Origin of the sequence: Sphingomonas yabuuchiae, from assembly GCF_014199595.1 — a bacterium.
Taxonomy (GTDB): Bacteria; Pseudomonadota; Alphaproteobacteria; order Sphingomonadales; family Sphingomonadaceae; genus Sphingomonas; species Sphingomonas yabuuchiae.
This window is the reverse complement of record NZ_JACHNX010000004.1, coordinates 188,494-212,825: the sequence shown is the minus strand read 5'-3', so window position 1 is coordinate 212,825 and position 24,332 is coordinate 188,494. Positions and strand designations below refer to the sequence as shown.

Sequence of the window (24,332 nt, the reverse complement as noted above, 5' to 3'; positions counted from 1 at the left end):
GATGACCGACGTTCTCGGCATCGCCCAGTCGATCCTGGGCCAGCCCTGGCGCTGGCGTGCGCTGGCCGCCGATGCCCGCGACGGCCTGGGCCATGACGATCTGGTTTCCCAGCTGCTGCTCGCCCGAGGGTGCCCGCCCGACGAGATCGAGGCGCATCGCACCCCCTCGATCCGGGGCTTCATGCCCGATCCGTCGATCTTTCGCGACATGGACCGCGCCGCCGCCCGCCTTGCCGATGCGGTGGTCGCGCGCGAACCGATCGCGATCTTCGGCGATTACGATGTCGACGGCGCGACCTCAGCCGCCGTATTGGTCCGCCTGCTCCGTGACCTGGGCCTGTCCCCGCGCGCCTATATTCCCGACCGGATGACCGAGGGCTATGGCCCGACCGAAGCGGCGCTGCTGCGCCTCCAGGCAGAGGGCGCGAACCTGATCGTCACGGTCGATTGCGGCGCGCAGGCGTTCGAGCCGTTGGCCGCCGCGCAAGACGCCGGGATCGAGATACTGGTCGTCGACCACCACAAATGCGCGACCGAACTGCCCCGCGCCCATGCGGTGGTGAACCCCAACCGCCTGGACGAGACCGAGGGGGCCGCGCACGGCCATCTGGCGGCGGTCGGCGTATGCTTCCTGCTGGGCGCCGCGCTGATCCGTACCTTGCGTGCCCGTGGCTTTTTCGCCGACCGGACCGAGCCGCGCCTGCTCGACCTGCTCGATATGGTGGCGCTGGGCACGGTTGCCGATGTCGCACCGCTCCGGGGACTGAATCGGGCGTTCGTGGCGCAGGGCCTGAAGGTCATGGCGCAGCGGCGCAATATCGGTCTGGCCGCATTGACAGACGCGGCCCGGCTGACCCGCGCGCCGACCTGCTCCGATCTGGGCTTTGCGCTGGGGCCGCGCATCAATGCGGGCGGTCGCGTCGGTCGCGCCGATCTGGGCGTACGGCTGCTGACCACCGACGATCCCGCCGAAGCGCGCGCGATCGCCGAGGAGCTCAACCATTTCAACGACGAACGCCGCGCGATCGAGGCGGGTGTACAGGCCACCGCCGAAACCACCGTCGACCGCAACCGGCATGTCGCGCTCGTTTCGGGCGAAGGCTGGCATCCCGGCGTCATCGGCATCGTCGCGGGACGGCTGAAGGAGAAGCTCGACCGCCCGGCCATCGTCATCGCGGTGGACGAGCATGGGATGGGCAAGGGCTCGGGGCGCTCGATCTCGGGCGTCGACCTGGGGGCGGCGATTCTGGCGGCCAAGGAGCATGGCCTGCTGATCGCGGGCGGCGGCCACGCCATGGCGGCGGGCCTGACGGTCGAGGCGCACCGGATCGCCGAACTCGCCGAGTTTCTGGAAGAACGCCTTGCCGACGCCGTCGTGCGGGCCAGCGCAGGCCGCGCGCTGCTCGTCGATGCCGTACTGGCGCCCGGCGGCGTCAATCCCGGCCTGGTGGGCGCGATGGAGGCCGGTGGCCCCTATGGCATGGGCTGGCCCGCCCCGCGCATCGCCGCCGGACCGTTCCGCGTGATCCGCGCCGATCTGGTCGGCACGAATCACGTCCGCGCCATCGTCGCGGGCGCCGATGGGCGCAGCCTGAAGGCCATGGCTTTCCGCCAGGCCGACACCGCGCTGGGCCAGGCGCTGCTCGGTGCGGGCAGCACCCGCCGCCTGTGGCTGGTCGGCCGTGCCAAGGTCGATGACTGGTCCGGCCGCGACGTCGCCGAACTCCATGTCGAGGACGCCGCATGGGCCGACTGAAAAAAGCGCTTGACGGTTTCCGCACCCTCCCTTAGAGGCCCCTCCACGCCACCCGGCGGCCCCTTCGTCTAGCGGTTAGGACGCGGCCCTTTCACGGCTGAAACACGGGTTCGATTCCCGTAGGGGTCACCAGCACCCGCCAAAATGGCGGATTTGCGCGGTGTATGCGGTCTTCACGGATGCTTTACCCATCCTTGTGCGCGAAGGATGCGTTCGAAGTTATCCGCATCGCCGCTCCTTTCCAAAAATCGTCGCACCGGCTTTTTTTTCTTCCAACGTGCCGTCCCCGCCGCGCTGTGACCGTTCTTCGATGGCGCGTCGAGCGAGTATAAGCGCACCCTCGAGACCGACGAAGCTCGCCAGCGCTACCATCCGCACGCCATCGTTTACGACCAGAAGCTTGCGGCAGCGCGGCGCAGACTTGCCAGTCAGCAGCTTTGATCGGCGCGATCCATGGTCGACGCCTATTTTGACGGCGTAGACGAACGACAATTGCAGGGCATGGCCCGGAGGATGGCGTCGCTCGAATTTGGTGCTTTCCAGCACGCCCACGGCCTAACCGACTCTGACCCGGTTCGCGCTATGATAACGACCGATACCGCGGCCGGCACCTCATCGAGAACGCCTTCTGCCGCCTCAAGGATTTCCGTCGCGTCGCCACCCGCTATGACAAGCTCGCCGCCAACTTTCTCTCAGGCGTCGCCCTCGCCACCGCGTTGGCCTTCTGGCTCTGATTGGGTCTCGACCCTCGCAAAAACTGATCGTGGCGATACTGACGTTGTATGCGCTACGCAGAACGCCCCGACCCATAAGTGGATGTTTACGCCGCAGCTATCGCTCCCCGACTTCCGCTGTCCGTTCATATCTCAGCAGTGGCAATTGGAACGGCTTGGGTTGAGACGAAGTCATCATTCCCGTCGTATCGCCAGAGTATCGACTTCTGACAAGACCTGACATTTGTGCGATCGGCTAAACGGCACCGTGCGAGCATGTCGGCACGAGGAATATTGATCTGATCTCACAGATTCCTTCAGGCGGACGCTTCATCGTCATCATCGTATCGATGGTGACCGGGCTTTCAACTCACGGCCATAATGGCTTGAACTCGTGCTGCAACTTGAACAGCATCGCTCCCAAGGGGGCTGATCCAATGAACGCCAAGACGATACCCGCCAAGCACAGCGCGCCGGGCCAGTGTCTCGGTTTCGCGCTACAGCCGGCTGGCGTATTTTATCACCTCCTGATCGCGCCCAGAGGCGCGAAGATATGGTCCGCTTTATCAAGACGACATGGCCGGCCGGGTACAAATGTAAGCGGCGCAGCCCGACATGATTAGCGCTACGACGCAAAGCACGCTGACGGGGGGATCCGCGACCGCGAGAAAGATTGCATAGCCCGTCACCATACCGCCGACAGCCATCGCCTTGGCTCGACGGCTCATGGCGCCGTCCCGCCGCCACGCGCGCAAGGTCGGGCCGAAACGCGGATGGTCCAGCAGCCACGCCTCCAGCCGGGGCGAGGAACGGGCAAAACATCCCGCCGCCAGGATCAGGAAGATCGTGGTCGGCATCAGCGGCAGCAACGCGCCGACGATGCCCAGTCCGACGCAGAATACCCCCAGCGCCAGCCAGCCGAACCGGATTGCCCGACTCACCCGGCCCCCATCATGCAAAGCTGTCATCGGCCAGTCTCCGTACATAGAGGAAGGCGTCGCGCGCCCCGTTGAGCATCAGCGCGTCACCCACCTGGTCCAGGTCGAGCGCATCGACCGCCGCCGTGAACTGTTTCCACGATCTGGCGCGTCCGTCCGGGTGCCCGGCCAGGTGACGCGCTCCGAACGTCTCGTCGAGCCCCAGGGCTGCCGCGCGCTTCAACAGCGACGCCGCACCGAGCGTCGATCCCTCTGCAACCCACAGCCAGCCGATCGCCATGACGGCGTCGACCCGGGTCGTGTGGAACGGCCGGGACCCATTGTCCTCCGGTGGCGATCGACCCAGATCCTCCAGATCCTGCCGCACGCGGTCCAGACGCCGCCGAGCGGGCAGGTCCAGCGTCGCCGGGAGCGGCAGTGACCGTGAGTAGAGCCCCTCGATGGCCCGATGAAAGCGATACTGCATCTCCAAAAGGCGCACATAATGATCGCGGTCCTGAAAGGGCTCGGCCGAGATGATGCGGTTGTCCAGCCCGTCATGCGCGCTCCGCGTGGCCTGCATCAGCCGCTGTGAACGGGATATCGGCCGGGCGAGCGCGGCCATCGGGGCGCTCGGCTGGGATTGGGATGCGATCGGGGCCATGTCGATACTCCTGGAAGAACGGGAAAGGGTCAGCGGTGCAGGGCGAATTCGATCGGTACCTCGACGGTGACCGGATCGCCGGGAACGGCGTCCTCGACCGCGGGCAAGGGCGCGGCACGGCGCACCGTGGTCCGCGCCTCCATGTCGAGCAGCGGGTAGCCGCTGCCATGGACCAGTTCGACGGCGATCACCTCGCCCGAGCGGTGCAGGGTGATGGCGATGCGAACGACGCCCTGTTGCCGCGCGGCTTCTGCCTGGCGCGGATAGCGACGATAGCGTTTGAGATGGCCGAGCAGCCGTGCACGCCAGTCCGCCGCTGCTGCGGCCGCCGCCGAAGCGGCCGGGGCGGTCGTCCCAGGGCTTTCGATCGGCTTCGTGCCGGATTGCGGCAAGGGAGGGAACGCAACCGCATCCGCCGGCTGAGCCAGCGGCGCGGCGGAGGACTGTCCGACCGATGACGGGTCGGCGATCACGGGCACCGTGGGAACCGTGGGGGATGTCGGTGCCGCCGTCGGAAGGGATGGCCTGTGAGCGGGAAGCGGCGGCGCAGGCGTCGGTGCAGGCGGAGGCGCCGCTCGATCGAGCGCAGGCTGATCGAGCGGGATCGCCTCCGCGACGAACACCGCCATCGGCCCGGCGTCGGCTACTTGGGTCGGCGGCGCGATCACCCGGATGCTGAGCAACATGATCCCCAGCAGTCCGGTCGCCACCATCGCCCCGGTTCCGAACGCCCGCGCCTGCACCGGCTGGCGATAGCCGGTGGGCCCGACCTCAGAAGGCATGTTCCAACCTGATGCTCGCTGCGGTGCGATGAAAGGAATAGAGCCAGTCGACATTGCTCTTCACCCGATTGTGCTGGAGAAGGATGTTGGGCGTCAGCCCGGCGAGACGCAGCGTCGGCAGGCGGAGGACGGCGGTCAGGTTCGCCTCGCGGTCGTGGCGGACGGCGTCCAGCAATTCGCTATAGGCCGCGTAATCGCGCTGCCGCACCGACCCGATCAGCGTCAGTTCGGCCCAGTCGGCAAAGCCGTGCACCACCCCCAGTCGCGCCCCGACATGGCGATAGGCATTGGCGCGTTTCTCAGCCTGCTTGTCGCCCGCCTCGACACCGGCGAACAGTGTCCAGCCGCGTGGGCGTGACCACCAGCCGGTCAGGGACGCCTCGGTCAGCGCACCGTCGAGATCGTCGAAGCTCCGCCGATAATTGAAGACCCGGCGCACTACGTCCAGACGCAACGCGGTGCTGGGTGACGGGGTCAGCATTGCCTCGGCACGCAAGCCCGGTGCGGTGAACAGCACCCGGTTGCCGAAGCTGGACAGATCGAAGGTCGGCGACAGGGTCAGGCTGCGCCGCGCGGTTTGATGGTCGTAACCGATCTGCGCGCTGAGTGTGGCTTGGTTGTAATCGCCATGCGCCGGCCAGGTGTCGCCATAGACGAAGGCCCGGGCCAACAGCCCGCCCTGCCCCTTCAGCGCGATCCGGCGGCTGATGCTCCCCTCGACATTGAGGCCGACGGAGGCGATCGCCGGGGGCAAGGTGCGGTCGATCAGGCAGGTGCCATCCACGCCGACCAGCAGGCAGGTCTGGCTGGCGGAGGTCTGGTTGAGGTTACTGCTATATCCCGGCCCCGCCGCGATCATGCCTTGCCAGCCACCCCGCCTGTCGAGCGCGTCGAGGAAGGTGTCGACCGTCCGGCGGACCCCGGCGGCCTGCTCGCCCTGCCCCGCCAATTGGTCGCGGATCGCGCGGAACAGGTGGCGGGCCTCCCGGTCCTTGCGATTCTCGAACAGCACGCGGCCGAGTTCCAGCTGCCCCGGCAGGAAGTCGGGCTGGATCGCCAGCAGGGCGCGGTACTGCCGTTCAGCCTCGGCCAGCCGCCCATCGCTGCGCGCGAGGCCGCCGCGTGCCCAGGCGACCAGCATCAGATCATGGCGAGCCAGCGCCAGATATGGTGGCAGGAAGCGACGGACATCCGCCCAGTTCTTGCGCGCCACCGAAAGGTACAGCGCCCGGCCCAGATCGTCCGGGTTATGGCCGACTGAATAGACCTGTCCGTCGATAATGATACGATCCGGCGGCTCAGGTCCCTCGATCGCCTCGCGTTCCGAAAGCGTGGTCCGGCGATCGATACCGGGGTCGAGGCGCAGGCGGTTATCCTCGCTACGCGCACTCTGGCCGGAAGCGGGCGCGGCCACCCACAGCATGGCTAGCGTCAGGAGACAGGTGGAGACGGCGTGGCGCATCGGATCGGCAAGAAGCCGGGGCTCCCGCAAGGGAGAGACGGGAGCCCCAGCCCTTCGCGTCAGTTCTTCGTGCCGCCGAAGGCGGTGTCGTGCCGACGCGCACCGTCGAACTTGACGGTCCCGGCCAGCGCTGCGGCACTGGCGCCGAAGAAGCGACCGCTCACCGCGCCGCCCGACGCGACGGTGGCACCCGACTGGGTGGCGACGGCATTACCGCCCGCGAATGCGGCCCCGTTGATCCGCGCCGTGCCGATATTGACGCCCGCCCCGGTCGAGGCGTTGGACAGGCTGCCACGCAGCGTCCCCGTCGATCCGGACGCAAAATTGGCGGTCAGTGTGCCGGTCAATACGCCCTTGTTGGCATAGTCGCTGATGCCCTTGACCGAATAGGTCGCGGTGCCGCTGGTCGGAACCGTCGTGCCGCTGGTGTTTCCGACATAATAGACGGTGTGATCGCCCGCCGTGGCGTTGCCCGTCTGCGACCATTCGCCGAACCACAGATCGGCAGAGCCGACGCGGGCGAAGCGGAAGTCACCATAGCTGCTGTGATCAGCGGTATCGCTGGTCGCCATGTTCAGATGGCGCACCCCATTCAGGTCGGGCGCGGCGTAAAGGCTGAGCCCTTGGAAATCGACGCGGCGTCCGTTGGTCCCCGGCACACCGATCCCGGCACGCCCCGCCACATGGGGGCCGCCCTGCACGTCACTCTCGCCCACGGTCACCTTGCCGGTGTCGCTGGAACCACCGGCGAACTGGGCCTGCGCCGTACCGGCGGTCAGGACCGTGGCGAGGCCGGCGAGGACAATGGTCTTCATTATAGTGGAGGTCATGATATTACTCCTGCGGTTGTGCGCCCGATCGCGTCGGGCGCATCGATCCGGCCCCGCCGTGACTGTCCGGTTTTCAGGAAGGACATGCGCGGCGGGGTCGAATAGCGGGATCGTCAGAAGCGGCCTGTCAGGCTCAGCCGGACGGTGCGCCCCGGGGCGGGCATCATCGAACGGGTCAGCGGGTCCGCATAATAACGATCGTTGAGGTTGGTCCCGACCAGCTCAGCCGAAAAGCGGTCGTTCAGCCGGTATCGGACATAGGCGTCGGCCGTGATGATCTCGCCCCAACTGAACGGCACGTTGAGCGAATAGACGTCGAGCTGCTGCTCGCGCGGAAGGTCTGCGATCTTCTGGAACAGCGGATTGTCGTAGCGGCTGTAATAGGTCAGCCGTCCGCCAATCTCGAGCCGCTTGTCGAAGAAGCGCCCGCCGATCGTCCAGTTGACCGTCTCTTCGGGCGTGGCCTGGGTCAGCAGGAAGCCGTCCGGGAAGCCATATTTGACGCATTCGGGAATGCTGCCGTTCTTGCGGTCGGCCAGCGCGGCGGCGCTTTCGTCACAGACCCGGTTTGTCGTCATGAAGGCCGCACCAAGCTGGGTATAGAATCCGCCGGTATCGATCCGCGCCTCCGCCTCGATCCCGGCGATCGTCTGTTCCTGGATATTGCTGAATTGCAGTTGGGTGGACCGCTCGACCACATCGGTGATGTGGCTGCGATAAAAGGTCAGCTTGACGTCGGCACGCTGGTCCTCCCGGTTCAGCCGCAACAGACTGCGCAAATCGCGGACCAGCCCGACATCGTAGAGCTTGGCATGTTCGGGCCGCAATGGCGCCGCTGGGTTGAACGACGCCGAAAAACCCAGCGTGCTTTCGAACATGCTTGGGAAGCGCCACGTCTCGATATAGCGGGCATAGGCGCGAGTATGTTCGTCGGCATAGACGGTGGCCGACAGGCTCGGGGCCCAGTGATGGGCGGGGCGACGCGGCGCGGTCACGGGTACGGTATCCGTGATACTCTGCAGGACGCAGGAGCCGGTATTGCCCGGAATCGTATTGATCGTCCCGTTCACGCAGGGATTGTCCGCCCGCCGGTAACGCCCCTGGGCATCAGGGACCCAGGCCGGGCCAGCTTGATCGAACGAGATCGAGTAAGGATTTGCCAGATAGTCCGACAAATCCATTGCGATAAATTCCTCGACGTCCGCAGTGGGCAAGTCTGCGAACAAGCTCTGCGTGTAGAATCGCCTGAAGAACGCCTCCCCAATGCCCCTGACCTGGAATGAGGACGTATAGCCTTTGTAAAGGGTCGTCTTCAGGTTCGTATTGCCCTTGGCGATCTGGCTGCGGGTGAAATCATCCACCGCCCAATATCCGGCATAGCTCAGGCCGGCGTTCAGCTTCAGGAAGCTGGCGGGCCGCCACTCGCCGTCCAGCCGGATCAGGAACTCCTCACGCCGCCCGGCGCGCGGGAATTGCCGCCAGCCCTGGAACTTCGCGGGGTCGTAGATGTCCTGCGACGCCAGCTTTTCATGCTGCCAGTTGCCGCTCAGCGTCAGGTCGAGCTTCGTGCCGAGACGCAGGGTGTTGCTGGCGTTGAAGCCATAGCGATCGTTCATCGCATTGGCGCGAGCATTGTCGATGATGATCGGATCGGCGAAAGTCGCGAAATTGGGCATCCCGCCGGAATTATAGGTATCGCTCCTTGTGTCGGTGGCCCAGAGATTGGCCTTCAGGTCGATCCAGCGGCTGTCCGGCTGCCACTTATATTCGGCATTATAGGCGCGGGCATGGACCTTGCTGAGCGGCCATTGGACATTGCCCGTGTCGATCGGGATGCGCGACGGCATGATCTCGCCATAGCGGGTGACGCTGTCGCGCAGACTGACCAGCAGATACTGGTCGTCGGCGATGTGCCAGGTGGCTTTCAGCAGCACCGATTCCAGATCACTGGAGGTGTTGGGCACTTCATTGCCGGGCACGAAGCCCAGCGCCATCCGGCGGATACGGTTGAGGTTCCGGGACGGCAGGCTCGACTGCTCGTAATAGTCCGCCCCGGTCGTGCCGGAGAAATAATTGCCCCGCTCGCGAAAGGCATAGGCCGCGAAGAGGTCCAGCCCCTCGATCCGCACCGCGCCGGCCACGCGCACGGCGCGGTCGCCGAACGACAGGAAATGATTATCCGATCCGGTCCGCGGCACGACCCGCAGATAGGGATCGTTCAGCGCGAAGCTGGGCGACGTCCGGGGAAAGCCGGGCACGGTGCGATAGTCGCGCCCCGTCAGCAGCGTTGGCAGGCGCGGATCGGTCGAGTTGTTGCCACCCTCCAGCTTCAGGTCGAGGCCGAAGATGCGCCCGGGCTGCAGCACGTCGTCGGCGTCCAGCGTGTTGATGACGACCGTGCCGCCGGTCGAACTGCGGATATTGCCCTTGTCGGTCGGCCCGCGCAGCACCTGGAGGCCCGAGATCAGATTGGGGTCGACATAGGCCCGGTTGCTGGCGCCATTATATCCGCGCCAGACGGTCAGCGCCTGTTCGGTGCCGTCGATCACCACGGGCACGCGCCCCGGTCCCTGAATGCCGCGAATGCTGGGATCAAGCGCACCGCTGTTGCGCGCATCGCCGCTCAGGACGTTGACCATGCCGGTCAACAGGTCCGACGTCGTGACGCCCTTGTAGCGTTCGATCTCCGCACGGTCCTTGTATCCGCTGGAATAATCAGCGTCGAAGACCGTGTCATGGCCGCGCTGGGCGCGTGTTTCGGCCACGTTGCGCGGGGCGGCATCGCCTTCCACCTGCAAGGCGTCGGTGACAAGCGGTTCCTGCCGTGCTCCGCCTGCCGCGTGCACGGGCGCCTGCTGTACCGTCAGTACGCCGTCCGCAATGCGCCAGTCGAGGCCGCTCCCCGCCAGCAACCGGTCGAGTGCCCGCGCCCGGTCCATCCGCCCCGTCACCCCGGGTGAGCGCTTTCCCGCCAACAGCGTCGCGTCGACGCCCAGTTGGAGATGGGCCTGCTGCGCGAATTGCACCAGCGCGTCGCCCAGCGGCTGCGCCGCGATGCTGACGCTGACACTTGCCTGCTGGGCCTGTGCCGCTAGCGGCGCCATCAGCGCCGCCAGTGACGAAGCCGCCAGCGATATCGCCAACCCCATGCGTTTGAACCGATTTTTGTGCCCCCGAAATTTCGGATACCCGTTCGTCACGTCGTCCCCCATTGGTAAGAACATGATAATCGCTATTGCGCATCATTCTCATTCAGTGAGTAGACGAATGTTCCACAGGATTTTTCGGCTTTTTTCTCGAATGGGGGAAAGGCCGCTCAATCGGCGGTGACGATGGTGATCCAGGGCGTGATCTGTCTTACCGTCGCGCCATGCGCCCGGCGGATGGCCGCCAAAGCCCGGTCGGGCCGACGGAGGTCGTAAACGCCCGTGACACGGCGCGCCATGCCGCTCCCCCGCGCCAGGAGCAACCCGCAATGCCACGGACGCAGCGCCGCCACCACCTCGCCCAAGGGGCGCTTCGCCACGACGAGTTGGCCTTGGGTCCAACTCGCTATTGCAGATGGTGAAGCGGACGATTTCCAGACACGGTCGGTCGTGCAGTCCAGATCCGCGACGTCGCCCGGTTGCATGTCGATCGGGTCGATCGAACCATGCTCGCAAGACGCCCGCACTCGTCCTTCCCGCACCGCAATGCGCGCGCCATCGTCATCGCGTCGAACCTCGAAGGCAGTGCCCAGGTCGGTCACCACTGCATCGCCCACCTGAACCTGGAACGGATGGGCGGCATCGTGCCGGACTTGGAAAAAGCCGGTGCCACGCAAAACCCTGACCTGCCGCGCGCCATCGAGCACGATCGCACTGTCGGGGGCCAGCGTCATGCGACTGCCATCGGCCAGACGGATGCTCCGTACCTCGCCGGTCCCCGTCGAGAGATCGGCCTGCACGATCGGCAGCATGACCTGCCCCGCGAAGATCACCGCCACGCAGGCCGCCATCGCGACCGTTAGTGTCCTTCTCCACCGGCACGCCGCATCGGGGGATGACGCGGGGGCGGCCTCATATGCCTGACGAAGCACATCGGCGACATGATCCAGATCGCGCCAGGCCGCGTCGCACGTCGCCGCCTGCCGCCACCGCCAGAAGCGTGCGCGCACGTCGGCATCGTCGGGACGATCCTGCAACAGAATCATCCAGTCCAACGCCTCGCGCCGACAATGCTCGTCCGCGATCATCCCGTCCCCACCTCGGCGCTCATGGAGACATGACGAACGGCGCGACCCCTTTTTCGGTTCGTCGGTCAATGCCGCTTCGGCTCCAGGCATTTGCGGCACCGCTCCACACCTTGTGTCACCAGACCATGGGCGGTGGTGACCGACACGCCCAACTCGGCGGCAATCTCCCGCAGCGGAGCGCCGGATACCCGATGAAGCTCGACCGCGCGACGCATGCGGGATGGCATCTGCGCCAATGCGGCCGTCACCAGCGCCAGTTCCTGCCGCGCTATCAGCACCCGCTCGACACCCACGGCCTCGCCGTCCGGCATATCGGGGTCGTCGTCGTGGGCCGGCGTTGTCACTTGCTCGCGCCGCCGCCTTTGTCGATATTCGTCCAACGCCAGGTTACGTACAACCCGACTGACATAGCCGACCGGGGCGTCGATGCTCGTTCCTGCGGCTCCCTGCGACAAGCGAATCCAGGCCTCCTGCACGATATCTTCCGCCGATGCCGTATCGCCGGTCAGCCGCACCGCCTCAGCGATCAGTCGACGACGCTGACCGGTGAACAGCGCCAGAATACGCCCGGTTCGGTCCATCATTGGCGCCGCATATGGATCATCGGTGCGGCACGAACCGCGCTGATGTCACGATCTGCGATCAGCACATCCAGCTTCAAGGACGGAAATCCATCTGCTTCGGCGTATGGCGCTGCACACCTCCGAAGGGTGGGCTGAGAACGGCATGAGACGCCCCGATCGTTCTTCGCAGTCCGCTCAACCATAATCGCCGCAGCCTGATCGATCTCCTGCCCCATCACAGCGATGCCCATACAGAACATGCTATTGCGAGTCGACAGCATTTACCTCGATGACCTGACGTCTTCCCTGTTTTTCATCCACGCTGAATGAAAGTTTTCCGGCCCTTTGAAGCCTGCGGGCAAGGCGCTGGGACATGAAGAAGTCGAGGTACACGGAAGAGCAGATCGCCTTTGCGCTGAAGCAGGCGGAGACGGGCACGCCGGTGGCGGAGGTCATCCGCCCTATCGGCGTATCGGAGCGGACCTTCTATCGCTGGAAGAAGGTGTATGGCGGGCTGGGCGTCGGCGAGCTGCGTTGCGACCGGATCGACCCGCCCTGCGTGCTCGACCAACGGATCAACGCCCAGGGCTTCAGCAACTATGTCGAGCACTGCCTCCTGCCGCCATAATCGCCCGACCTGAGCCCGGTCGGACAGGCCTTCGCTAAGCTGGAGCAGCTGATGCGAAACGCCGCAGAACGATCCCATGAGACAACATGGCGCCGCGACGGATCGCTCCTCGATAGCTTCTCCCCCGATGAGTGGCGCAACTATATCGGCGATGCCGGATACGCGTCAGCGGATGTCATCAGGCTCCAAATATGCCCGCCGCCTTGCATGGCCCGGTCACCACATGACGGTGCGAGCACGACGATGACGAAGCCGAGCGACCGACACCGTAGAGATTTTTCGGAAGGCTGCGTCCAGTCCCATATCCGACCGCCTAGACACGCTCGTGCGCGGGGCGTCAGAAGCGAGCGCGCACGGAGCCGATCACTGTTCGCGGCGCGCCGGGATAGTTTTCGAGGCGTTGCACCGCGGACTCGATGAAGTAACGGTCGGTCAGGTTGCGGCCGGTGACCGACAGTTCCAGCCCGGTGCGCGGGATCGTATAGCTGACCGTCGCGTCGAACGTCGTGTAGCCGTCGACGAAGAAGCTGTTGTCGAGATCACCGCTGCGCCGTCCGACGCGCGTCACGCCACCCGCCATCGTCAGTCCTTCGACGGCTCCGCCAAGGACGTAGCTGCTCCATAGCCGCGCCGACCAGCGTGGAACGTTGGTGAGTCGATTGCCCACCGCGAAGGTCTCATCCTTGCTGATCGTCGCGTCGAGGTGGCTGGCGTTGGCGATCACCTGCCACCGCCGCGTTAAATGGCCTGCAATGTCGAGTTCGCCCCCCCGGACATGCTGCTCACCGGTCTGGATGGAAAAGCCGGGATTGCCGGGGTCGGCGGTCGCGACATTGCGCTTGCGAATGTCGAAGACACTGACGGTGGCGGTTAGCCGGTCGCGGGCGGGATCGAACTTGACCCCGGCCTCCCATTGCCGACCCCGTTCGGGATCGAGGTAGCTGCCGTCCACCCGCTGACCGGTCTGCGGCTGGAAGCTCTGCCCGAACCCGCCGAACAGCGACACTGCGGCGACAGGCTGAAGCACGATGCCGGTGCGGAACGTCGTCGCGCCGCTGTCGCGATCGGCGCGCGCCGATGCGCGCCGGTCGGTTTGGCGATCGCGAACCTCGTCGTGGCGGACGCTGCCGAGCAGCTTGAGCCAGTTCGTCACGGTCACCTGATCCTGCACATAGGCACCGTAGAGATCGGAGCGGCGCAAGAAGCTGGCATTGGGCGATACGCGGGGCGGCGTGGCCGTATAGAGAGGCGCGAGGATGTCGATCGCAGCGATATTCGTCCGGTCATTGACGAAGTCGAGCGTAGCGCGGCTATAGTTGACCCCGGCCAGCACCGTGTGGCCGATGCCGGCGGTGGCGAAGCGCGCCAGTGCCTCGCCGCGGATATCGGTGGTATCCAGTTGCTCGGTACGCACCGTCGCGCGCCGGGTCAGCGTGCGCCCGTTGCTGGCGAGCGCGCGATTGTCGATCGCGTAATCGTCGTCGACGGTCGCCTCGACGTAACGCGCATTGAGCCGTAGCGTCAGCCACTCGGCCGCGTCATGCGCAATGTCGAGCGACGCGCGCGAACGATGCGCCGCCGTGCGCGACCAGGGTTCGGCCAAGAACCGGTCTCTCGGCAACGTGATGCGATTGTCCGCACCCACGACCAGGCCACGCTCGAACGGCCCGCGCTGGCTGGCATGGTCGAGGTCGAGGTTGATGACGGTCGCCGTGGCTGGCGACCAACGAGCGGAGGCCGCGACGAACTGGCGGGTCGAGTCCACCGTTTCGGCCCCGCGAAATCCTTCCAGCGTCTGCGCCGCGCCGGTGAACCGCACCGCCAGCGTGTCGGCAACCGGCCCGCTCGCCGTCGCCGATACCCGTGCGAAGTCGAAGCTGCCGCCCTGGATCTCCATTTCGGCGGTAGGGCGATCGGTCGGTCGCCGGGTCGAGATGTTGATGACGCCGCCGGGATCGCCTTGGCCGTACATGACCGAGGCGGGGCCTTTCAGGACCTCGACCGACTGCACATTGGCGAGATCGAGAAACACTTCCGACCGATCCGACACGCGGTTGAGCAGAACGCCGTCGATCGCGTATCGCGGCGTCGCAAAGCCCCGCACCTGGAAGATCTCACCGCGGTTGCCCGCCGTGGTGGTCGGCTGCACGCTGGAGACGTTGCTCAATACGTCGGTGAGGCGGATGCTGTTCTGATCCTCGATCACGCTGCGCGTCACGATCTGGATCGATTGCGGTATGTCCCTGACCGGCGTGGCGGTGCGCGTCGCCGCATCGGTCTCGTCATCGGTGTAGGCCGATCGTTCGCCGGTGACGACGATGTCCCTTCGCTCCTGTTCGGGTTCGACCGCGCTGGCCAGCACGGGCGAGGAAACAAGCAGACATGGCGATGCCACGCCGGCGAGCCAGCGGATCATGAGGTGCTCCCTGAGGTTACCCCCTACGGGGTGCTATTTGATACTGATATCCGTTATCAATAGGTCTCCCTTAATGCAATCGCTTGCGTACTTGTCGTGCATCTGCCGAAAGGCTGCGTCAGTGCTCTACCGCGGCGGCGGTTTACCCCGGCGTCACCGGAACCCTGTCCGCAGTCAACGCGTCCGAGCCGACGGATGCAGAGGCTCGGGTTGGATGCGACGCTGCCGTCACCACCGCCGCGGCGTGGAGCAAAGACCGAACGATGTTCATGAGCAGCCTCTCCAGCGGTTCTCGCGGCGCATAGCCGCTGCGGGCCTGTGATGGCCCGTGCCGCTCTTTTCACGCCGCTATAGTTAAGCTGAAGGCTTCGTCCTCAGCAGCATTGGGTTCTGAAAACCCTTTCCAGTTCCCGATATTTGATTCTAACGGAGAATGGCTTGGCCGTCTTGCGGGCCGTTCACAATCGGGACGGCCGGTGCCGACCAGGGTTGTGCGGTCATGCTTACGGCGACCAACGTCGAGTTTCGACAAAAGCTGCCGCTCGGATTGCAGGAACGGGCTCTCGCTCCATGCCCTCGCAATTTCTAGGCGCGAGGACATTCGGCATGTTCAGCGATCGAGCACTTCAGAAATCAATCCTGCATTTCGGGCAGTGCCGTTGCCAGCCCCCCGCAGCGATGGGATCGCCCTCGCTGCGGGGAACGGGCGGGCCGGGTGGAGATCGCCGTCCGGTCGAGGCGCGCTCAAGTGCAGGAATCCGCTGGCCGTCCGTCTCTTGCCCGCCGGAGGAACGTCCTATCCGATGGCGGCGCGCCGACAACGGTGGTCGTCCAGGCTGGCGATGTTCGTCGCGGTTCGTCCTCCGTGATGGGCGATCGAGAAGCGCGCCATTTGCCGGGAGAGTTCGTCGGCCTCCCCCGCCAGGCTGCGGACCGCTGCCGTCGCCTGTTCGACCATGGCGGCATTTTGCTGCGTCACCATGTCCATCTGGCCGACCGCGATGTTGACCTGTTGAAGCCCGCTGCTCTGGTTTTCCGCAGAGACGGCAATGTCGTTGACCAGATGGTTGATCTCCGTGATGCGCGTCACGATGCGCGCCAGCGCCTGACCCGTTTCGTTGACCAGCCCGACACCCGCATCGACCTGTTCGGCGGACACCGAGATGCGCGCCTTCACGTCCTTGGCCGCATCGGCCGACCTTTGCGCCAGCGCGCGAACTTCCGAGGCGACGACGGCAAAGCCCTTTCCGGCGTCGCCCGCCCGCGCCGCCTCGACCCCGGCGTTGAGCGCCAGCAAATTGGTCTGGAACGCGATGCCGTCGATGACCGAGATGATGTCGGAGATTTCGGTCGAGGCGCGCTCGATCCCGTTCATCGCCGCCACCGCATCCTCCATGATCCGGCCGGAATGCTGGACCTCGTCCTTGGCCTGGCCGACCATCTGGCGAGCCAGCCCTGCCTGCTCGGCCGTCTTGCGTACGGTGGTCGTGATCTCGGCCATCGCGGCGGCGGTTTCTTCCAGGCTGGCCGCCTGCTGCTCGGTCCGTTGCGACAGGTCGTCCGAGGCCTGCCGGATGTCCGAGGTGCCGTCGATGATGCCCCCGGTCGAGGCGGAAACCTGGGCCATGGCGGCTTGAAGCGCGTCCGCCGCCCGATTGAAGTCGCGCTTGATCGCGGCGAAGGGGCCGTCGAGATCGCTATCCAGCCGGGACAGCAGATCGCCCTCCGCCAATTTGGACAGGGCCGCCCCCACGCTGTCGACGATGAGGCGGGCCTGCGCGTTCTTGGCCTCGTCCGCCGCGAGCAAGCGCCCGCGCAGATTGCCGAGCGCGGCCGCCAGTTGCCCGACCTCGTCGCGTCGGTCGGCATCGGCATCGATCGACGTCACGGCCATGTTCCCGCTCGCCAATGCCGTCAGGCCATCGGTGACGGCGTTCACCGGCCGGGCGATCTGCCGGACCAGCAGGATGAGGATGGCGACGGCCAGCAGCAGGCTGATCAGCATTCCCCCGAAGATGGCGCGGGAAATCATGACGAAGGCCGCCTCTTGCGACGCCTGCCTTTCGGCCAGCAAACGGTTTTCTGTGGCGATCACGGCCCCCGTCTGTGCACGCAGCCGGTCCATCAGCGCCTTGCCCAGTCCCTTCGCCGCGCTGACGCGCGCTTCCGCCTGTGTCGCGGGCACGGCCATCAATGCGATATTGGGCCGCGCCACCTCATCACGCCAGCGCTTGGCCAGCGCACCGACATCGGTCAGGCGAAGCTGCTGCCCCGGATTGTCGCCGGTCAATTGACGGGCATCCTTCATGGCGCGGTCGAAATCCAACGCGCCCTGGTCATAGGGCGCCAGAAAATCCCGGTTGGCCGTCAATAGATAGCCGCGAAGCCCCGTTTCCTGATTGATCATCGCCTCGACGAGCTTGTTGGAGGCCATGATGACCTTGTACGTATGCTCATTGATATTCGTCGTTTCGCGAACCTGATTCTTTTTGGTGTATATGACGAAATTCGTCGTCAAGCTTAGCGCCAGAATAATTCCCAAACACAGGGCAAGCTTTCTTACCATTGTAAGGTTATCAAAAAAGCGCATAAGATCATGTTCCGATGATATTCGCCTCTTGCCATACGCGGGCATTTGGCGATGAGCCGACTAAAGGACGCAACTCCGGATCTTTAACACCGATGACGCCATGGCGATCATATATGGCATTTCCGCAGTCACGACAGGCGGCCTGATAGGAAGCGCCCCTTAAAAACCGGTATACAGCCTTCAAATATATGGAAAATTCAAACAGCTAAGATTTTCGACGGATAGTTGTTTTTAAGGAACCATCCGCGACGTCATGCATTATCGGCCGTTTTTCAAAATTACTCCGCTGCTCGACGCGATAGGACAGGTTCGACACTCGTCGCAATTGCACTAATCACGAATACTATTGCCGGATCGGCCAGCCGCCCGTGGCGGACGACCGGAAACTACCGCTCCCGCATATCGTCCTGATAGACGGCCAGCGTTCTGGCCAGCGCGGCCTGGTCGCGCATCACGCGCTCGACATTCTGCTTCAGTTCGTTCCCAAGCGCCTGCGTGGTCGGGAGGGCGTGAGGCAGGGTTTCCCCCAAGGCGTGGAGCACCTTGAAGGCGCGAATGGCCACTTCCTCTTCCCCGGCGCCCTCGCGTATGATCGGCGCGAAACCGGCCCGGATCAGTTCGTCCACAGAGGGACGCGGCACATGGACCGGCGGTAACTCTTCGTCCGATGGCGACGCCTGCGCCGGAAGTTCGCTCAGGGTTCTGAGCAGCGCATTCAACACCTCGATGACGGTACCCGGATCATTGGTGGCGGGTGCCAGCGCCCGTCCGGCGATCTCGCCCAATGCGATCTGCCCCAGTCGAGGATCATGATCGAAATCGCGATGCCGCTCGATCACGAAGGCGCGTGACAATTCGTCATCGAGTTCGGTGTGCCCCCCGATCGCCCGAAGCAGCGGACGCCCCTTGTGTACCAGCGTGCCGGGAATCGCTTCCACATGCACGATGATGTCGTGATCCCGTGCCAGGTCGGCGAGGTGCCCGATATCGACATGCGTCACATAGCCGATGCTCGGCGAGGTCACTGATCGCGCATTCGCGGGGATCGGGACAGGCGGTCGCCCGCCTTGATGGGGGTCTTTCGCAAACGTCACGATCGCGGATCGCGCCGCATCCTCGACCCGGTCGATCACGTCCGACATCCTCCCGAAGGCGGCGAGATGGGCGATCCAGCGCAAGAGGGTCACGACCACCAGCGCCACGAGCAGGACCGTGGAGATCAGGAGCAGCACACGCCCCTGCCCGCCATAAAGCCGCGTTTGCAGGCCGATGATACCGACGACGGAAAAGATGAAGGCGCCCAGGAATGTCGACAGCGCATTTTGCGACATGCGATCCGAGATCAGCAATTGCGTCGCGCGCGGCGTCGCCAGCTGCGTCGCGGACGAATAGGCGCTGACCATCGCCGTCAGCGAAAAGGTGGTCACGGCCAGCATCGACGAGGCGATGATCTGCAGGACCGTACCGACGGCGTTTTGACCGATATCGCCGGTAAAATGATAAGGCAGCGCTCGTGCGACAATGCCTGCGAACGCGGCCACCACCACGCTAGCCAAGCTGATAAGGGCCGCTCGAAACCATATTTTCCGGGCGATACGACGGAGCAGCCATGCGATACGGGCCTTGGAGATCATCGGGGTCCTTCACTTCCTTTCGCCGCCGGTGCGATCCTGGTTGACGATGATCGCCATCCCCCCGCCATGGGTTCCCGCAGCGGCGGACGCGATCAAAGGCCGACAGCGAACCGTCGGGTATCCGGCAGCTAATACGCAAGGCGCGGATGTTCGACTCACCGGCCTTCGTTCGATCGGCGGTTTTTCCCCGGTCACGCCCGACGCGTTCCTCTTGAAACCGGCGACGGCTTTATCGTTGCATCGCGTCGACAAACCGATGCAAGGCTTATGGATCAGATAGTTACAGGGGGCGGCGATGGTAAAGGCTTGGGGTTGGCTGCTGGGTGCCGCGATGATGTCGATCGGGGTTCCTGCCCTGGCCGAAGACGAACCCCGTTTCTGCCCCACCCGCCCGAACCTCGGCGGATCGAGTTGCACGACCGAGCCGGGACGGGTGCATTTCGAGATATCCGCGCTGGATTGGCAGCGGGACGACCAGCCCGATCAGCGCGAAGACCGTATCGTCACCGCCGACATCCTGACCCGCGTGGGTATCGGCAAGAACACCGAGCTTCAACTCGACTGGGTCGGCTATGGCCGGGACCGGACGCGCGACAAGGCGACAGCGCTGGTCGACACCGCGACGGGCACCGGCGATGTGACCTTCGCCATCCGCCAGCATTTGGCCGGGCAAAAGGGAAAGCCTTTCTCGGCGGGCGTACAGGCCTTCGTCACCGCGCCGACGGGGCGCTATCCGATCGGTGCGGGAAGCTGGTCGACGGGGATCATCATCCCGGTCCAATATGAGCTGACGGAAAAGCTGGCGATCGCCGTGACGGGGGAAGCCGATGCGGCGGCGAACCAATCCGGCCATGGGCGCCATCTGGCCTATAACGAGATCACCGGCCTGCGCTACAAATTCACCGACGCGGTTACGGCCACGGCCGAAATGTCGCTGGAGCGCGACGACGAACCCGATCAGCATGAGACGATGGCCCTGGCCGCCCTGTCGGCGGCGTGGCGGCCGACCAAAGTGCTTCAGTTCGACATCTTGGCGGCAACGGGCCTCAACGCGGCCGCGCCCCATCTGCGTCTCGTCACGGGCGGCGCCATTCTCTTCTGACCCTCTCGTCGCCCCCGTCCCATCTTCTGAATGCGTGCGATCCGTTGGAGGCGGACGACGGCGCAGTCATGGCCGATATCGATGCGTTTGCCCGATCGCGAAGGTCGTGCGTTCAACCCGCTCCGAAACGCCGAAGAAGGACAGGATAATGGATTCAGCCGCCCAGACCCGCCGACGCGAGATCGCGACCGAGCACCTGCTGTTCAAGACGATGGAATATGTCGAGGCCCGGCATCCCGGCCTGCTCGATTTTCTCGAGGCCAGCCTCGATCACCTGGGCGATCCTTCGGACGGGCCGGACAAGGACGACGCGGCGGTTCGCGAGATCGCCCAGCGCATGATCACCGGCGCGCGGCGCGAAGGCGCCTGAGCCACCGGCATGGCCCTGCACTTCGTGGGCTTTCGCGGCGACGAATATGCCCGCGCGGTGCGGGTCTTCGGCCAGCCGGACTTCATCCATATCGGTTGGGACCGGTGGGCGAAATTGGAGATACAGCCCGACGACATGGCGGTGTTTGCAACGGGAACGGCAGAGGACGAACCCTCCCTCTACAGCTTTCCCGACATCCGGGAGGTGTGAGGTCCGACACCGGATGGGCTTTGGAGCGGGACCTGACAGAGTCGTCGCGCGCGGTCGTCCAAGTCGATGCGGCCTCGCTTCATATTTCAAGTTAACGATCAGGGGCACGGGAGGGCTCGACATGCCCCTCCCGTTCATCATGACATTCCACCGGAAATCGCCCTTGCCGTCGGTTCGGAATGTGCCGGTCGCCGCCCATCGGGCGAAATTAACCATTTCCCTTAACTGTCCATTTTAGCCACTGATTTAACTTATGTTTCTATCGCCGCCGGTCTGGAGGACCGATGCGCTTTCTAACCTGCCTCGCCTATGACCATGATCTGCGTCTGGTATTGCTCGCGGCGATATTCTGCCTGACGGGGTCCGCGATCACGATCAGACTGCTCCAGCGGCTGCGCTCCGCCGATCCCGGCACCCTTCTGGCCTGGGTGTTCATGGGCGGCGTATCGACCGGCGCGACCATCTGGTGCACGCATTTCATCGCGATGATGGCATACCAGCCGGGTGTGGCGGTCGCCTATGACCCGCTGCTCACCGCCCTTTCGCTGGTTATCGCCATCTTCGGCAGTTCGATCGCACTGGCCGTCGCGGCCCGTCGCCAGTCATTTGCCTCGGCGGCGGGAGGCCTGCTGTTCGGCCTGGCGGTCACCGCGATGCACTATACCGGCATGATGGCTTTCGCGGCCAGGGGGCTGGTGGAATGGTCGCCCGCCTATGTGACCGCGTCGATCCTGTTCTCCGTTGTCTTCGGGGCGATGGCGTTCCGCCGCGCCTTGTCGCGCGGCAAGCGGGGCAATCCCTGGCCTGCCACCGCCCTCATGGTGACGAGCATTGTCCTGCTCCATTTCACGGGCATGGCGGCCCTGACGGTTATCCCCGTCGCCCCGGAGCCGGGCCAGGTGGACAGCCAGAGCGCCACGATGGTCATGGCGTTTGCGGTCGCGGCGGTCGGGCTGTTGGTTCTCGGCACGGGTTTTGCCACCTCTGTCCTCGATACGTCGGCCCATATCGCCTGGCAGCGTCGCCTGGCCCAGGTGATGGAGGGCAGCGTCGATGCGATGATCGTGGAAAGCGGCGGCGTGATCGTCGCCGCGAACGGTGCCTTCACCGAGCTTCTGGGCACCAACGACGATGTCCTGGGCCAATCGCTGCACCGCTGGGTTTCGGACATCGGCTCGGTCGAGCCCGGTTCCCTGGCGCAGCGGACCCTGCAAGCCGCAGACGGCTCCCCCATCCCCGTCGAGATCGCCCTTCGCGTCGATACGAGCGAGACGAAATCCTTCATGATCTACGCCCTTCGCGACGTGCGTCAGCGATTGGCGCAGGAGCGGCGCATCGCGCATTTGGCGCGCAATGACGGGCTGACCGGCTTGCCCAATCGCGCATCCTTTCTGGAATGGTCGCATCGCCAAGCGGCCCCAGACGGACCGGGGCGTCCGCTGGCCTTGCTGTCGATCGATCTCGACCGCTTTAAGGAAGTCAACGACACGCATGGCCATGCCGCGGGCGACCATCTGCTGGCGACGATCGGCATGCGGATGAAGGCGCTGGCGCGGCCCGGCGAGTTCCTGGCCCGCCTGGGCGGCGACGAATTCGTCGCCTTGATCGGCATCGACAGTCACGAGGATGCGATCGACCTGATCGATCGCCTGCGGACCGCGATCACCATGCCCGTCGAATATGACCGCTCGACGCTGAGCTGCGGCATGAGTGTGGGTGTCGCGCTGTGGCCGCAGGACGCCGACGAGATTTCGGCGCTGATCAACAATGCCGATCTCGCCATGTACCGGGCGAAATCGAGCATTGCGACGGACTTTTGCTTTTACGAGGAGGAAATGGACCAGACGGTCCGCGCCCGTCGTCGTATCGCCACCGAACTGCGCGACGCGCTGGACCATGACCAGTTCGCCATCCACTGGCAGGTGCAGGCATCGGTCGAGACGGGCGAGATCACCGGTTACGAGGCGCTGCTGCGCTGGACGAAACCCGACGGCACGAATGTTTCGCCGTTCGAGTTCATCACCATTGCCGAACAGACGGGTCTGATCCTGCCGATCGGCGAATGGGTCCTGCGACGGGCCTGCCAGGAAGCGGCGGCCTGGCCCCTTCCCTGGAAAATCGCGGTGAACCTGTCCCCCGTCCAGCTCGGTCACGTCGATCTGCCCCGGCTCGTCCATCAGATACTGATCGAGACCGGCCTGGCACCCACCCGACTGGAACTGGAAATCACCGAGTCCGCGATGATCACGGACCCCGAGCGCACGACGCATGTATTGCGCCAGTTGAAGGCATTGGGGGTGTCGATCGCGATGGACGATTTCGGCACCGGCTATTCGTCGCTATCGACGCTGCGCTCCTTCCCCTTCGACAAGATCAAGCTCGACCGCTCGTTCATGACCGAACTGGATATCGCACCGCAATCGGCCGCGATCATCCGGGCGGTGCTGGCGCTGGGGGAAAGCCTGGCGATTCCCATTCTCGCCGAGGGTGTGGAGACCAGTTCGCAGCTCGAATTCCTTCGCGCGGAGGGATGCAACGAAGCGCAGGGTTATCTGCTGGGCCGCCCCGGTCTGATGAAGCCGGAGGAAGACGTAGGCGAGCCGGGATCCAGCAAACACGCCGCCTAGGGGTTCGGCCTGGGCGTCCGGCGGATCGGGTTCATCCCACCGGACGCCTGGGGCGGTTGCGACGCGGCGCTTACACCGTCGGAGCCGCCGCGCCGTATATCTGGCAGTCCGCGCGTTTGGCTCCGGTCAGATTGCCGTCATTGCGCAGGGAATAGCTGGTTCTCTCGCGGACGTTGAAGGCGACGACGCGCTTGATTCTCAGCTTGCCGAACGCCGTGGTGATCAGGCTGACCGGCGCGATGGGCTGGTAATCATAGACGACCTCGGCCACCATCACGGCCGTGCCGCCCGCCGCGGCGATCTGGCTCCCCGCCTTGCCGACGCCGTCGATGGTCGACGCGGTTTCCACCGCGCCATGATCGTCATTCGTCTTGTCGTCCAGATTGATGATCGGGGCCCCGGCATCGTTCATCGGACCGCCGATCGATGACGGGGCCGCCAGCGCACCGGCGCAACGCTGCCACCGGAACCATTGACGGTATCCGTTGGGGTTGGTGGCCGACACCGGTCCCTTGCCGCCCGTTCCGGTGGTCGATGTCCGCTGTTCGAGATCGGACAGGATGATCCGCCCCTTGGACGCCAGGGAGAGCGGTTCCCCCATCTTCATCGCGCCGATCATGATCTCCGTCACATCGGCTTCGTCGATCGTGGTGCGGACCCGACCGGCATTGTCCGCGACCGCCATCGCGATTTGCGAAACCCGCAGGTTCGCAATGACGTAATTGCCGACCTCGATCCCGCCGAGGCCAACGAACAGGATAACCGGCGCGGCAAGCGCAAACTCGATCATCGCGACGCCGCGCCGATTGCCGGTCACATGGACGAGCCGCCTGG

19 protein-coding genes, 1 tRNA gene and 2 pseudogenes are annotated in these 24,332 nt (G+C 64.9%); 8 read left to right on the top strand and 14 right to left on the bottom strand.

The genetic code is table 11. From position 1 onward, the window contains the following. Nucleotide 1 precedes the first annotated feature (1 nt). Nucleotides 2-1,756, top strand: a complete 1,755-nt coding sequence (gene recJ, locus GGQ89_RS07605; protein ID WP_184105302.1) for a single-stranded-DNA-specific exonuclease RecJ — start codon at nt 2-4, stop codon at nt 1,754-1,756. Between the two features lie 57 nt (nt 1,757-1,813). After that, nucleotides 1,814-1,888 (top strand) — tRNA-Glu (locus GGQ89_RS07600). Nucleotides 1,889-1,975: 87 nt separating this feature from the next. Here the strand turns inward: GGQ89_RS07600 and GGQ89_RS07595 are convergent. After that, nucleotides 1,976-2,308 carry a hypothetical protein gene (locus tag GGQ89_RS07595; protein WP_184105301.1) on the bottom strand — a complete coding sequence of 111 codons (333 nt, stop codon included), beginning with the start codon at nt 2,306-2,308 and terminating at the stop codon, nt 1,976-1,978. Nucleotides 2,309-2,352: 44 nt separating this feature from the next. Here GGQ89_RS07595 and GGQ89_RS19990 point away from each other — a divergent pair. Further along, nucleotides 2,353-2,490: pseudogene (locus GGQ89_RS19990) on the top strand (IS5/IS1182 family transposase); the annotation flags it as partial. A gap of 545 nt (nt 2,491-3,035) precedes the next feature. Here the strand turns inward: GGQ89_RS19990 and GGQ89_RS07585 are convergent. The 9 genes from GGQ89_RS07585 to GGQ89_RS07545 form a co-directional block, all read right to left on the bottom strand. Further along, nucleotides 3,036-3,437, bottom strand: coding sequence for a YbaN family protein (locus GGQ89_RS07585; RefSeq protein WP_184105300.1), 402 nt, complete (start codon nt 3,435-3,437; stop codon nt 3,036-3,038). Then, the gene (locus GGQ89_RS07580; RefSeq protein ID WP_240456438.1) at nt 3,421-4,050 is read right to left on the bottom strand and encodes a biliverdin-producing heme oxygenase; all 630 of its coding nucleotides are present in this window, start codon (nt 4,048-4,050) and stop codon (nt 3,421-3,423) included. The genes GGQ89_RS07585 and GGQ89_RS07580 overlap by 17 nt, the downstream gene beginning before the upstream one ends. Nucleotides 4,051-4,079: 29 nt before the next feature. After that, entirely contained in the window at nt 4,080-4,832 is a 753-nt protein-coding gene (locus GGQ89_RS07575) for an energy transducer TonB (RefSeq protein WP_184105299.1), read from the bottom strand. Continuing rightward, entirely contained in the window at nt 4,822-6,294 is a 1,473-nt protein-coding gene (locus GGQ89_RS07570; RefSeq protein WP_184105298.1) for a surface lipoprotein assembly modifier, read from the bottom strand. Before GGQ89_RS07570 ends, GGQ89_RS07575 begins: the two co-directional genes overlap by 11 nt. A gap of 59 nt (nt 6,295-6,353) precedes the next feature. Then, nucleotides 6,354-7,109 (bottom strand): Slam-dependent surface lipoprotein, encoded by a 756-nt coding sequence (locus GGQ89_RS07565; RefSeq protein WP_184105297.1) that lies wholly within the window; start codon nt 7,107-7,109, stop codon nt 6,354-6,356. Nucleotides 7,110-7,237: 128 nt separating this feature from the next. Next, entirely contained in the window at nt 7,238-10,273 is a 3,036-nt protein-coding gene (locus tag GGQ89_RS07560; protein WP_240456441.1) for a TonB-dependent receptor, read from the bottom strand. A gap of 167 nt (nt 10,274-10,440) precedes the next feature. After that, nucleotides 10,441-11,358 (bottom strand): FecR family protein, encoded by a 918-nt coding sequence (locus GGQ89_RS07555; RefSeq protein WP_240456442.1) that lies wholly within the window; start codon nt 11,356-11,358, stop codon nt 10,441-10,443. A gap of 65 nt (nt 11,359-11,423) precedes the next feature. Beyond that, nucleotides 11,424-11,942, bottom strand: coding sequence for a sigma-70 family RNA polymerase sigma factor (locus tag GGQ89_RS07550; protein ID WP_184105295.1), 519 nt, complete (start codon nt 11,940-11,942; stop codon nt 11,424-11,426). Further along, nucleotides 11,939-12,202 carry a hypothetical protein gene (locus tag GGQ89_RS07545; RefSeq protein WP_184105294.1) on the bottom strand — a complete coding sequence of 88 codons (264 nt, stop codon included), beginning with the start codon at nt 12,200-12,202 and terminating at the stop codon, nt 11,939-11,941. The genes GGQ89_RS07550 and GGQ89_RS07545 overlap by 4 nt, the downstream gene beginning before the upstream one ends. Before the next feature lie 92 nt (nt 12,203-12,294). Here GGQ89_RS07545 and GGQ89_RS07540 point away from each other — a divergent pair. After that, nucleotides 12,295-12,456, top strand: a pseudogene (locus GGQ89_RS07540) (transposase); the annotation flags it as partial. 430 nt (nt 12,457-12,886) lie between these two features. Here the strand turns inward: GGQ89_RS07540 and GGQ89_RS07535 are convergent. From GGQ89_RS07535 to GGQ89_RS07525, 3 genes are all read right to left on the bottom strand, one after another. After that, nucleotides 12,887-14,965 carry a TonB-dependent siderophore receptor gene (locus GGQ89_RS07535; RefSeq protein WP_184105293.1) on the bottom strand — a complete coding sequence of 693 codons (2,079 nt, stop codon included), beginning with the start codon at nt 14,963-14,965 and terminating at the stop codon, nt 12,887-12,889. Nucleotides 14,966-15,761: 796 nt separating this feature from the next. Further along, a complete protein-coding gene (locus GGQ89_RS07530; RefSeq protein ID WP_276208912.1) occupies nt 15,762-17,531 on the bottom strand; it encodes a methyl-accepting chemotaxis protein in 1,770 nt (589 codons plus the stop codon). A 410-nt stretch (nt 17,532-17,941) separates the two neighbouring features. After that, the gene (locus GGQ89_RS07525) at nt 17,942-19,189 is read right to left on the bottom strand and encodes a DUF2254 domain-containing protein (protein ID WP_184105292.1); all 1,248 of its coding nucleotides are present in this window, start codon (nt 19,187-19,189) and stop codon (nt 17,942-17,944) included. A gap of 295 nt (nt 19,190-19,484) precedes the next feature. On the opposite strand from GGQ89_RS07525, the gene GGQ89_RS07520 reads away from it, so the two are divergent. The 4 genes from GGQ89_RS07520 to GGQ89_RS07505 all read left to right on the top strand — a co-directional run bounded on the left by GGQ89_RS07520 (nt 19,485) and on the right by GGQ89_RS07505 (nt 23,498). Beyond that, entirely contained in the window at nt 19,485-20,291 is an 807-nt protein-coding gene (locus tag GGQ89_RS07520; protein ID WP_184105291.1) for a transporter, read from the top strand. Between the two features lie 148 nt (nt 20,292-20,439). Further along, entirely contained in the window at nt 20,440-20,661 is a 222-nt protein-coding gene (locus GGQ89_RS07515; RefSeq protein WP_184105290.1) for a hypothetical protein, read from the top strand. A 9-nt stretch (nt 20,662-20,670) separates the two neighbouring features. Then, nucleotides 20,671-20,871 carry a hypothetical protein gene (locus tag GGQ89_RS07510; protein ID WP_056439252.1) on the top strand — a complete coding sequence of 67 codons (201 nt, stop codon included), beginning with the start codon at nt 20,671-20,673 and terminating at the stop codon, nt 20,869-20,871. A 284-nt stretch (nt 20,872-21,155) separates the two neighbouring features. After that, nucleotides 21,156-23,498 (top strand): bifunctional diguanylate cyclase/phosphodiesterase, encoded by a 2,343-nt coding sequence (locus tag GGQ89_RS07505; RefSeq protein WP_184105289.1) that lies wholly within the window; start codon nt 21,156-21,158, stop codon nt 23,496-23,498. Nucleotides 23,499-23,568: 70 nt separating this feature from the next. Here GGQ89_RS07505 and GGQ89_RS07500 read toward each other — a convergent pair whose 3' ends face one another. Beyond that, nucleotides 23,569-24,315 carry a TadE/TadG family type IV pilus assembly protein gene (locus GGQ89_RS07500; protein ID WP_338112312.1) on the bottom strand — a complete coding sequence of 249 codons (747 nt, stop codon included), beginning with the start codon at nt 24,313-24,315 and terminating at the stop codon, nt 23,569-23,571. Nucleotides 24,316-24,332: the final 17 nt, after the last annotated feature.

What these genes read in the sequence shown, in the direction of transcription:
- recJ (WP_184105302.1), top strand. Translation starts at nt 2, where the DNA reads ATGACCGACGTTCTCGGCATCGCCCAGTCGATCCTGGGCCAGCCCTGG.
- GGQ89_RS07585 (WP_184105300.1), bottom strand. Translation starts at nt 3,437, where the DNA reads ATGACAGCTTTGCATGATGGGGGCCGGGTGAGTCGGGCAATCCGGTTC.
- GGQ89_RS07580 (WP_240456438.1), bottom strand. Translation starts at nt 4,050, where the DNA reads ATGGCCCCGATCGCATCCCAATCCCAGCCGAGCGCCCCGATGGCCGCG.
- GGQ89_RS07575 (WP_184105299.1), bottom strand. Translation starts at nt 4,832, where the DNA reads ATGCCTTCTGAGGTCGGGCCCACCGGCTATCGCCAGCCGGTGCAGGCG.
- GGQ89_RS07570 (WP_184105298.1), bottom strand. Translation starts at nt 6,294, where the DNA reads ATGCGCCACGCCGTCTCCACCTGTCTCCTGACGCTAGCCATGCTGTGG.
- GGQ89_RS07565 (WP_184105297.1), bottom strand. Translation starts at nt 7,109, where the DNA reads ATGAAGACCATTGTCCTCGCCGGCCTCGCCACGGTCCTGACCGCCGGT.
- GGQ89_RS07560 (WP_240456441.1), bottom strand. Translation starts at nt 10,273, where the DNA reads ATGGGGTTGGCGATATCGCTGGCGGCTTCGTCACTGGCGGCGCTGATG.
- GGQ89_RS07555 (WP_240456442.1), bottom strand. Translation starts at nt 11,358, where the DNA reads ATGATCGCGGACGAGCATTGTCGGCGCGAGGCGTTGGACTGGATGATT.
- GGQ89_RS07550 (WP_184105295.1), bottom strand. Translation starts at nt 11,942, where the DNA reads ATGATGGACCGAACCGGGCGTATTCTGGCGCTGTTCACCGGTCAGCGT.
- GGQ89_RS07545 (WP_184105294.1), bottom strand. Translation starts at nt 12,202, where the DNA reads ATGCTGTCGACTCGCAATAGCATGTTCTGTATGGGCATCGCTGTGATG.
- GGQ89_RS07535 (WP_184105293.1), bottom strand. Translation starts at nt 14,965, where the DNA reads ATGATCCGCTGGCTCGCCGGCGTGGCATCGCCATGTCTGCTTGTTTCC.
- GGQ89_RS07530 (WP_276208912.1), bottom strand. Translation starts at nt 17,531, where the DNA reads ATGGTAAGAAAGCTTGCCCTGTGTTTGGGAATTATTCTGGCGCTAAGC.
- GGQ89_RS07525 (WP_184105292.1), bottom strand. Translation starts at nt 19,189, where the DNA reads ATGATCTCCAAGGCCCGTATCGCATGGCTGCTCCGTCGTATCGCCCGG.
- GGQ89_RS07520 (WP_184105291.1), top strand. Translation starts at nt 19,485, where the DNA reads ATGGTAAAGGCTTGGGGTTGGCTGCTGGGTGCCGCGATGATGTCGATC.
- GGQ89_RS07515 (WP_184105290.1), top strand. Translation starts at nt 20,440, where the DNA reads ATGGATTCAGCCGCCCAGACCCGCCGACGCGAGATCGCGACCGAGCAC.
- GGQ89_RS07510 (WP_056439252.1), top strand. Translation starts at nt 20,671, where the DNA reads ATGGCCCTGCACTTCGTGGGCTTTCGCGGCGACGAATATGCCCGCGCG.
- GGQ89_RS07505 (WP_184105289.1), top strand. Translation starts at nt 21,156, where the DNA reads ATGCGCTTTCTAACCTGCCTCGCCTATGACCATGATCTGCGTCTGGTA.